The sequence below is a fragment of the Leptolyngbya cf. ectocarpi LEGE 11479 genome, from assembly GCF_015207065.1.
In the GTDB taxonomy this organism is placed as follows: domain Bacteria; phylum Cyanobacteriota; class Cyanobacteriia; order Phormidesmidales; family Phormidesmidaceae; genus Leptothoe; species Leptothoe ectocarpi.
Genome location: NZ_JADEXP010000268.1, coordinates 1 through 9,044 on the forward strand (window position 1 = coordinate 1; position 9,044 = coordinate 9,044).

Annotated in this window: 11 protein-coding genes; 7 read left to right on the plus strand and 4 right to left on the minus strand. The window is 48.7% G+C overall.

The window, feature by feature from the left end; translation table 11 throughout:
• A partial coding sequence (locus tag IQ260_RS22320; protein WP_193995295.1) for an ExbD/TolR family protein occupies positions 1-209 on the plus strand: 209 nt, incomplete at its 5' end.
• A 119-nt stretch (positions 210-328) separates the two neighbouring features.
• Positions 329-1,678, plus strand: coding sequence for a pentapeptide repeat-containing protein (locus IQ260_RS22325; protein WP_228016344.1), 1,350 nt, complete (start codon positions 329-331; stop codon positions 1,676-1,678).
• Positions 1,679-1,739: 61 nt separating this feature from the next.
• Here IQ260_RS22325 and hetL read toward each other — a convergent pair whose 3' ends face one another.
• Positions 1,740-2,453 carry a heterocyst differentiation pentapeptide repeat protein HetL gene (hetL, locus tag IQ260_RS22330; RefSeq protein WP_193995297.1) on the minus strand — a complete coding sequence of 238 codons (714 nt, stop codon included), beginning with the start codon at positions 2,451-2,453 and terminating at the stop codon, positions 1,740-1,742.
• Positions 2,454-2,723: 270 nt separating this feature from the next.
• Here hetL and IQ260_RS22335 point away from each other — a divergent pair, with 270 nt between their 5' ends.
• Together IQ260_RS22335 and IQ260_RS22340 are read left to right on the plus strand one after the other, a co-directional pair.
• On the plus strand, positions 2,724-3,221 hold the full coding sequence (locus tag IQ260_RS22335; RefSeq protein ID WP_228016345.1) for a DUF302 domain-containing protein: 498 nt from the start codon (positions 2,724-2,726) through the stop codon (positions 3,219-3,221).
• Positions 3,222-3,280: 59 nt separating this feature from the next.
• Positions 3,281-3,499 (plus strand): YgaP family membrane protein, encoded by a 219-nt coding sequence (locus IQ260_RS22340; protein ID WP_193995298.1) that lies wholly within the window; start codon positions 3,281-3,283, stop codon positions 3,497-3,499.
• 220 nt (positions 3,500-3,719) lie between these two features.
• Here the strand turns inward: IQ260_RS22340 and IQ260_RS22345 are convergent, their stop codons facing one another.
• The gene (locus IQ260_RS22345; RefSeq protein WP_193995299.1) at positions 3,720-4,148 is read right to left on the minus strand and encodes an ArsR/SmtB family transcription factor; all 429 of its coding nucleotides are present in this window, start codon (positions 4,146-4,148) and stop codon (positions 3,720-3,722) included.
• Positions 4,149-4,445: 297 nt separating this feature from the next.
• Between IQ260_RS22345 and IQ260_RS22350 the strand changes: the two genes are divergently transcribed.
• Entirely contained in the window at positions 4,446-5,324 is an 879-nt protein-coding gene (locus tag IQ260_RS22350; RefSeq protein ID WP_193995300.1) for a bile acid:sodium symporter family protein, read from the plus strand.
• A gap of 25 nt (positions 5,325-5,349) precedes the next feature.
• Here the strand turns inward: IQ260_RS22350 and IQ260_RS22355 are convergent, their stop codons facing one another.
• Together IQ260_RS22355 and IQ260_RS22360 are read right to left on the minus strand one after the other, a co-directional pair.
• A complete protein-coding gene (locus IQ260_RS22355; RefSeq protein ID WP_193995301.1) occupies positions 5,350-6,105 on the minus strand; it encodes a DVUA0089 family protein in 756 nt (251 codons plus the stop codon).
• A 365-nt stretch (positions 6,106-6,470) separates the two neighbouring features.
• Complete coding sequence (locus IQ260_RS22360) at positions 6,471-8,183, minus strand: peptide ABC transporter substrate-binding protein (protein WP_193995302.1); 1,713 nt, start codon at positions 8,181-8,183, stop codon at positions 6,471-6,473.
• 48 nt (positions 8,184-8,231) lie between these two features.
• Between IQ260_RS22360 and IQ260_RS22365 the strand changes: the two genes are divergently transcribed.
• Both IQ260_RS22365 and IQ260_RS22370 read left to right on the plus strand, forming a co-directional pair.
• The gene (locus tag IQ260_RS22365; RefSeq protein WP_193995303.1) at positions 8,232-8,540 is read left to right on the plus strand and encodes a YkvA family protein; all 309 of its coding nucleotides are present in this window, start codon (positions 8,232-8,234) and stop codon (positions 8,538-8,540) included.
• Between the two features lie 47 nt (positions 8,541-8,587).
• On the plus strand, positions 8,588-9,044 hold a 457-nt coding region (locus IQ260_RS22370), incomplete at its 3' end, for a hypothetical protein (protein WP_228016346.1).

The window sequence follows — 9,044 nt, forward strand, 5'->3', positions numbered from 1 at the left end:
GTCTACGGGAAGATGGACAGGCAGTTTATGAAGATGAAGCAGTAACCGTTTCGGCGTTGGCTCCCATTATTCAGAGCTATTTTACAGAAAATCCAGATGGGTTTGTCATGCTCAAGGCAGATCGGACATTACCCTATGCGGATGTAGCAAAGTTGTTGGCAGACTTGCGAGGTATTGGCGGTAGAAGAGTTTCACTAGCAGTTGAATGATTGATATAGGAGAGTTCGATCAATTTTTGTTCATGATCGGGGCACAATTCTGAAGAGTGAACTAGACAACTATTGACGTGGCGAATCCAGAACATTTGTTCAGACTCAATCAGGGTGCTTTGCTATGGAATAAATGGCGACAACAAAATTTACTCGTTAAGCCTGATCTCACGAACCTTGAATTTGATAGAAAGAGTCTGCAGGGAGTAAATCTGTCCCGAGCTAATCTGACAGGCGCTAACTTATCCGGTGTTGATCTGTGGAAGGCCAATTTAGTTCTAGCCAACTTAACAAATGCCGATCTGAGTAAAGCTCGTTTGCGTGATGCCAACTTGATTAGAGCAAATTTAAGCGGAGCGCGTTTACAGGAGGTAAACCTATTAGGAGCAAACTTGATTGACTCTCAACTTAGAGACGCTGATTTTAACAAAGCTGATTTGAGCCTTGCCCATTTCCAGGGAGCCAACCTAGACGGAGCGAGTCTTGTTCAAGCCAATGTTATAGAGACCGATCTTCGGTTTGCCAACCTGAGTCGCTCTAACTTGAGTGGGGTAACAATGTTTCATACTCAGGCGTTGGGAACAAGATTTGAAAACGTTGTGTTTACTGGAGCCCGTATACAAGACTGGAATATCAATAGCGATACAAGGTTTGACGGAGCTGTTTGTGAATTCGTCTACCTTAAAGCTAATCAGAAAGAGCGTCGTCCTAGAAAAGGGTCATTCAAACCTGGAGAATTCACCGCTCTTTTTCAACAAGCCATAGATACTGTTGATCTCATTTTTCAAGATGGTATTGACTGGCAAGCCTTTTTTCAGTCATTTCAAGAACTTCGCTGTCAGTATGCTGGCCATGATCTAGCAATTCAAGCAATTGAAAGAAAGCAATCTGGCGCTTTTGTTGTTCGGTTAGAAGTCTCTGAGGATGTCGATCGGCTATCTTTTGAAGGTGATGCTAAGCAGCTTTATGAGAAACGATTGCGGGCTCTAGAAGTTCAATATGAGAGGCAGCTACGTTTACAGGGACAGCAGCAGTGGGATGAAATGAAACGCCTGATTGAAGCAGAGCGACGAGAAAAAGCAACATTAATGGGAGTCTTAACTACAATGGCGAATAATCAAGGTCCAAAATACGATCTTAGCAATGCTCAGTTTGCGGGTGGTTTTGCTGAGACGGTTCAAGGGCACCTGTTTGGTGGCAACATCAAGAACGAAGCCACTACAACATTCTCCCTTGCTGAAGCTGCTGCTGAAATTCAAAAGCTACTCAAGCAACTAAAAGCATCTAATCCTACGCCGACTGAAGCGCAACAGATGGCATTCCTCAATGCTGTAATTCCGCCTACGCGGCGTGAGCGGTTTGTCAGCGCCCTGAAGTCTGGTAGCAGCGCTGCGATTGATGAAGTTCCCTATGGCTCGGTGCTAAAAGCGTTGGTTCAGGGATGGCAGAATCCGCTTCTACCATCCTGAGACCTGACCACGTTTTCAGCAGCATGCTTAATCCTGGGAAACCCATGGGTAAATGCTATCGCTACTCATGGCATTTACCATCCGGCATAATGGTCCGGTGCAGCTGTGCTTGGTGCAGCTGAGCCCCGGTCAAATCGGCTCCCCTGAGGTTAGCCTCCTTTAAATTCACACTGGTCAGGTCAGCATAGCTGAGGTCAGCTCCCTCAAGATTGGCCTCACTGAGATCGGTGGGGAAACTACCAGGCCGATAGTCTTTTCCTAACTTAGCACGGCACAATTTAGCCCCGGGCAGATGTGCACCGCGCAAAATCACACCGCTCAACAGCGCATAGCTCAAATCCGCTTGACTGAGATTCGCCTGGGCCAAGTCGGTTCTTTGGTCTGCGGTTGACCGTAAATCAGCATCTAGCAGATGGGCCATCGCCAGATTGGCAGCGCTCAAGCTGGCTCCACATAGACTGGCTTTGACTAAGTTTGCTTGCTCTAAGGTAGCCTCACCCAATAGCACACTACTCAAATCAGCCTCCCGCAGTTGAGCCTGTTTCAAATTAGCATGGCGTAAATCACTGCCCCAAAGAATCGATTCACTTAAGTTACTACGCTCAAAATTGGCACGACAGAAATGAGTCCGACCTAAGCGAGACTGGCGCAAATCGGATTTACTAAAATTGATATCACTTAGATCAAGCTGTATCAGCTCCAACTCCACCAGCGTCAGCCCAGAAAAATCACGTTTACCCGCGTTATACGCTTGCAGCAGTTCCTGACTATCCATAACAGCAGTGGGTCCTATGATGAGAGGATGTATTCATAATGGCCATGACTTAGTAATCGATCAAACTTCTCAACGGATACTGGTCGGCAACCCAGTTGAAATCTATTTAGTTATATAGATATTAAATGTATTTTTCAAGTCCATTAAAGCTATCTAAGTAAACAAAATACTGGATATTTTCTCCAGATGGATGGTTAGTAAACAGGTTCTCAAGAAATGGCGGGCTATTAATATAACTAATCAGTGATTAATAAACTACTATTTGGTTATATGCTGATTCTAGCAAAGGTTGCTGTTCGTTTCATTCCCACAGGCAGCTTTGCCAACGTCAACCAAAAGACTTCAGCCAATAGAACGCTCATGTATCACTTTAGTAAAATTGTCCAAGCCTCCTTTGATGAGGCTATTAACCAGGTCATTGAAGCACTTCAATCGGAAGGGCTAGGAGTATTGACCGAGATCGATGTGCAAGCAGCTTTTAAAGAGAAACTAGACACCGATTTTCGAAAATATAAGATTCTCGGGGCCTGTCACCCACTGGTGGCCTACCGCATGCTGCAGATCGATGATAAAGCCGGGGTGCTCTACCCTTGCAATGTTGTCGTCCAAGAACATGAAGATGGTCGAGTAGAAGTCTCTGCAGTCGATCCTTTGATTATGTTTTTGATGATCCATAGCCCCCAGGCAAAAGAGATTGCCCTGGATGCTAGCCAAAAAATGCAGGCGGTCATGGATCGCTTGCCTGCTGTCACTCCCATAGCGGCGTGACGTCAGAACAAGGCTGGCTCAACCCGCTCGCACGATTCAACCCTAGGAGGATATATCCCATGTTTAATAATGTTGGTACAGTCGATCGTCTACTGCGATTGCTTATCGCTGTTGTCTTACTTTATCTCGGGTTATTAATTTATGACGGTTCCACCCTTGGTATTGTTCTAGATATTGCCGGAGCCCTAGCATTGCTCACGGCGACATTTGGCTCCTGTATGCTCTACGGACTATTGGGTATCAATACTCGAAAATCCAAGCAGGATTCACTCACATAGTCTCTTTTCTTTCTTTTCCCTTTCCTCGTTTCCCTTTTAAAGCAGATCCTCGGCTGGAGATAACATCACTGCTCCAGTCCGAGTTTTTTAGGCATTTTTTAATGAATCAATCACCATGGAAGATGCATTACAAAATCCATCGCTATCACGGCGGCAGTTGTTTAATTTTTTTGACGAGCATGATGTATCAACTTGAGAGACTTTTAAGAGACTACCGATCTTAGCGAGATTGTCGCATGGCACCTAACTGCTCAAACTGTTTTGCCTGCTGCTCAATCTGAATAGATAAGCCATTACACACCAGGTCACACAGTTCAAATAAGAATGGATTCGCAATTTGATAATAGACACACACCCCTTGCTGAGAGCGGCTCACCACACCCGCTTGAGATAACAGCTTGAGGTGCTTAGACACATTGGCCTGACCTAATCCTGTAATCTCGATAATCTCGGTTACGTTTTTAGCACCGGATTTTAGGGCGCATACGATTTGCAGTCTGCTGACCTCAGACAAAACCTTAAAAAAATCGGCCACTAACCCTAAGGCAGCCGGAGGCAGGTCAGTCATACCACCATCCGCTAGTGGCTCCTCAGCAGCCGTTTGCGATCGCACAGACGATTTCTTTTTAGAAGTCTTGGTAGTCGGCATATAAAAGGCTTACTATATTACCATTCAGTATTATAGCTTGAACATCAAACGGAGAGCGCGTCATCAATTACGGGCAATGGGAAAATGAAGAGGCCATTTATAATCTCACACAGCGTCCTGGCTTTGGTAAAGAGGATGGTTACTGGGCCGGTTTAGCCGAGAATGAATTTCACCTCTACGAAGTTCTGATGTCTGTCTAAATTACCGCTGTCAATTCCGGCGGCTCTCAAAATCAATGGCTGCCATATACGGTGCTGTAAACTAGCTGGAGTGTTGCATTTGCCAGGTTAGTGCTCCATGGAATCAAGTTTTTTAACCGCCGTTTTTCTACCCCTGGCCCTGTTTATCATCATGCTAGGCATGGGCTTAGGGCTAACCATCGCTGACTTTAAACGGATTTTAGTAGAACCCAAAGCCGTGATCTTGGGTCTGGTGGCTCAGTTAATGGTGCTGCCGTTAGTCGGTTTACTGTTGGCTAGTATCTTTCCTCTAAGTGCAGAGCTAGCCGTTGGGGTGATGATTTTGGCGGCCTGCCCCGGTGGGCCTACCTCAAATTTGATTACCTATTTGGCAAAAGGAAATGTCGCTTTGTCTATTACCCTGACGGCGATTAGCAGTGTGATTACAGTGTTTACCATTCCCTTGGTGGTCAACCTCGCCATGGAGATATTTATGGGAGCTGACGCCGCATTGCAGCTGCCCTTGGTGACCACTGTGGTTCAAATTGCAGTAATTACGTTGATTCCGGTGTCTTTGGGTATGGTGCTGCACAACAAAGTACCCAGATTTGCGGCCAGGGTGGAACCCTGGGTGAAATGGCTGTCTCTATTTTTCCTGGGATTGATTATTGTCGGTTTACTGGTCAAAGAACGGGCCAATGTGGCTGGCTTTTTCTGGCAGGCGGGCGGTGTAACATTTGCGCTGATGACGATCACCATGGTCTTGGGATATGCGATCGCAACTCTAGCCAAACTTGATAGCCGTAGTGCCACCGCCATTACTGTTGAAGTCGGCATTCAGAATGGGACCTTGGCCATTGCGATCGCTAGCGCGGCCACATTTCTCAACAATCCCACCATGGCCATTCCTGCTGCCATTTATTCCCTACTGATGTTCGTGGTCAGCGGAGCCTTTGCCTGGTGGTCACAGCGTCAGCTACACGTTCGAGCAGGATGAAATCATACTGAAAATCAGACCAGACTTACTTGTTACGACGACGTTTTGCCATGGCCAGCATACCGGCTAAGGCGATGGCCACTGTGGCTGTGGGCTCAGGTACCTGAGTCGCTTCATCACCCGGCTCATTCGGGATAGGGATAACAGGAATGCTAGGAGTGACCGGATCGCTAGGAATAACGGGCTCGTCAGGGACATCTTCATCAGCTTCTAGTAGGGGTCGCACACCTAGAGCATCAAATGCCCATTGATTAGTGCGAAGGTTGCCTGTAAAGTCGCAAAATGGAGTATCCGTGGTGCATCGTGAGAAATCGCTGGTGAAGTTACCATTGCCCTCTTGGCGAAACCCATCCGCTAGGTTGGCGCTGTTGGTAAAGTTGCCAAACTGTGTCAGGGCGACGGTGTAGTTGCCGGCCGCTAGCATCAGGTTCAACAGGCTGTCATACCCTTGCCCCGTCTGCGGATCTTTCGCGACGGTACCGGAGTCGTCGTCATCGTTGGATGCTAGAAAATATCCATTGCCATCAAACAGTGTGAGCACGGGATCAAATCCGCCTCCGGTGATGACTGTGCCGTCTGCCTGGGTACCTCCCGCATAGGAGTAAGTTCTGAAGGTGACCGCTGATGTTGTGCTGACGCTGAAGTCAAACAGCTGCACATTGTCGTCTTGAGCGAACGTGCCACGCAAGGAAAAATCAGCGGCAGACGCTGCATTACCTAAACCGAATGTGGTCACTATCGCACCAGTGACCATACCCACAAGGGCTGACAATGGTTTCATAGAAGTATTGCTGAAGGACGGTTGAAGCGTTGTTGGCGTTGTTGCTCTGTAGAGAAAACCCTATGAGTCAATTAGTGTTCGATGACGTTAAGGCAACAACGGTAGAAATCTGATTGGGAACGGTAGTTCTGTACGGCCCTGGATGCAAAAGGTGATGCGTGGTTAGGATACGTTGCTCGATGCAATATCTGCAGCTATCCGCCTGATAGTGACAATTTATGTAAAAAACCAACCTATCAACAAGGTTGAATGCCACAACTTCAACAAGAACTCAATTAATCTCTATTGGATGTGAAATTCTTCTATGGTTGGTTTGGATTGCCGGAAACATCTGACGAAGGCTGGTGCTCCCCTAACGGTGCGCACTATGGCCGTTTCCACTCAGCAATGTTCCAGGTATGTAAATCCCAAGGGGTGAGGTTAATGCCGGTGAGACGATTGCTGACGGCGTCAATGTCGGCGCGATGGACGATGGGCAGGACAGCATAGTCCTTAATCAGGATGTCATTCATCTGGATCAGGAGGTCGGCTCGCTGGTTTATATCAAGTTCTGTTGTTGATTGTTGCCAAAGCTGGTCGTAGTCGGGGTTGCAGTAGCGGCTGTAGTTTTGGCCTGACCAGTTGTTGTCTTGTTGGCTGGCTTGGTCGCAGGTATAGGTTTTAAGATAGGCTCCGGGGTCGGGGTTGGTATTGCCGGTGGCAAACATTTGTAGGTCGGCGTAGAAGTGTTCTACGGTGTCTTCGCTGGCGGGGTCGCCAGAAAAGTAGACGGCGGGGTCTAGGGACCTTAGCTCGGTGCCGACGCCAAGGTTGGCCAGGTTTTGTTTGATAATTTCCTGGGTCTTTTGGCGCACAGGATTGACTGAGGTGACAAAGAGTACCTGCATTTCGGTGCCGTTGAGATCGCGAGTCCCATCGCCATTACTGTCTATCCAACCGGCCTCATCCAGCAGCTGGTTGGCCCGGTCTAGATCAAAGCTGTAGCGAGTATTAGACGAGCGATAGATTTCGGGTGACACCAAAAAGTTCACCGTCCCCTGACCGGCAGGACCATAGAGCTGCTCGGCAATGGTATCCCGGTCAATGGCCAGGCTAAAGGCCTGGCGCACCTTGATGTCGCTAAAAAATGGATGGGGAAACTCTATGCTGGATCGCTCACCGCTCTCAGCGGTCTGGTTTGGATCCGTAAAGTTAAACAAAATGCGTTCCACCAAGGAGCCAAAACTAGTGACAAACTGACCCTGTCCGCCAGCTTCCAGCTGTTTAAGTATCGGTGCCTCCACCTGAATGTTGTAGGCAAAGTCGGCATCGCCTGTCTGTAGCACCGCCCGCGCTGCAGAAGCAGCATCCCCACCGCCCTTAAGCTCCACCCGATCAAAGGCTAACGGTTCTCGGTAGTGGGGGTTGGTCTCGTATACCACCACATCCCCTGGTTTAAACGTCGTCACCTGGTAAGGCCCGGTGCCGATGGGCTGCAGATTGGCCGGAGCTGAGCGGATATTGGCCCCATTAAAGTCCTTAAAGGCATGGGCGGGGAGAATCATGCCCGTGGTGCCAGTAAAGACCAAGGACCAGGCCGGATTAGGTTCTTTAAAGGTGATTTTAACCGTAGTGGGGTCTAGGGCTTCGACCGATTGGATGGTTTCATAGGTGCCGGCTGTGATACTGCCCACCTCAGGATTGCTTAAGAGGGTGTAGGTAAAGGCAACATCCTCAGCGGTAAACGGGGTGCCGTCTGACCACAGCACATCGGAGCGCAGCGTCCAGGTGACAGCGGTGCCATCGCTGGCCACCCCGCCATTTTCCAGAGAGGGAATTTCGGCAGCTAAAAACGGTTGCAAATTGCCAGCGGCGTCAAAGCTAGCTAGGGGTTCTAGGGTAATGCGGCTGGCTTCGGCATCTTTAAAGCCGTTGGTCAGATGGGGATTAAGAATCGTCGGTGCTTGCCAATACAGCAGTTTGAGGGTGCTGTCGTCGGTGCTAGCCTGCGGTGGTACGTCTGCGGCGGGACGGCAGGCGCTTAACCCGACCAGAGCAAGTAAACAAGAACTAACAAACCAGCGGGCAGAGCGTTCCATAGAGACAGTGGGAAAATGGCATCATAAGATAATGCGCTAAAGATTTCTATGAAGCAACTGGTTGAATCGTTTTATGCCTGGTATCGCCATAGCTTACGCAATCCGAAATATCGTTGGCTGATTATCTTTGGGACGCTCACCTATTTATTGAGCCCCATTGATATTTCCCCCGATGTGTTTCCCCTGGTGGGATGGATCGATGACGGTATCTTGCTCACACTGCTGATTACGGAAATAGCCCAGCTGTTCCAGGAGCGGGTCTCGTCGTCAGCTGATGACCAAGACAGTGATAAAGCTCCTAGTAATATCCCTGATAATGCCACTGTGGTAGATGTAGATGCTCAGGAGGTGCCATAGTTGGCGCATGACGGCTGAAACGGCCTGTTCTAGCGAGGCATTTGACCGTGGTAAGGCATTTAATAGAACTCTTTGATCTGGCTGTCCCGAATCTATTTGCTGGTATTGTCGCCGTACTGTTCGGTCTGCTGCTGCTGCTGGCGATATTTTGGGGAGTGTCTGTGTCGCGGCAGGTATCGCCAAAGCGGCCAACGCTAACAGCGCCGGATCGTTTTGATATGGCTGAGTCCTCTGGTATAGGGCAGTCTTTAAGCATCGCCCAGACCGTTATCGCTCCGTACTGGGTCTGGCTCAGCGGGGTACTGCTCGCCATGACATTAGACCTAGTGGTGCTGGCTAATCCACTGCCGCCTTGGCTCAGTGTGCTAGAGATTTTTTTGAGCTTTTTTCTGGCCATCAGTACCATATGGCTGGGCTTTAAGCTATTTTCGGCCCTGTTTGAAAATTATGTGCTGGGGGCCACGCTGGAAAACGAGGACGAGATTAATACTGAGCTACTCACCC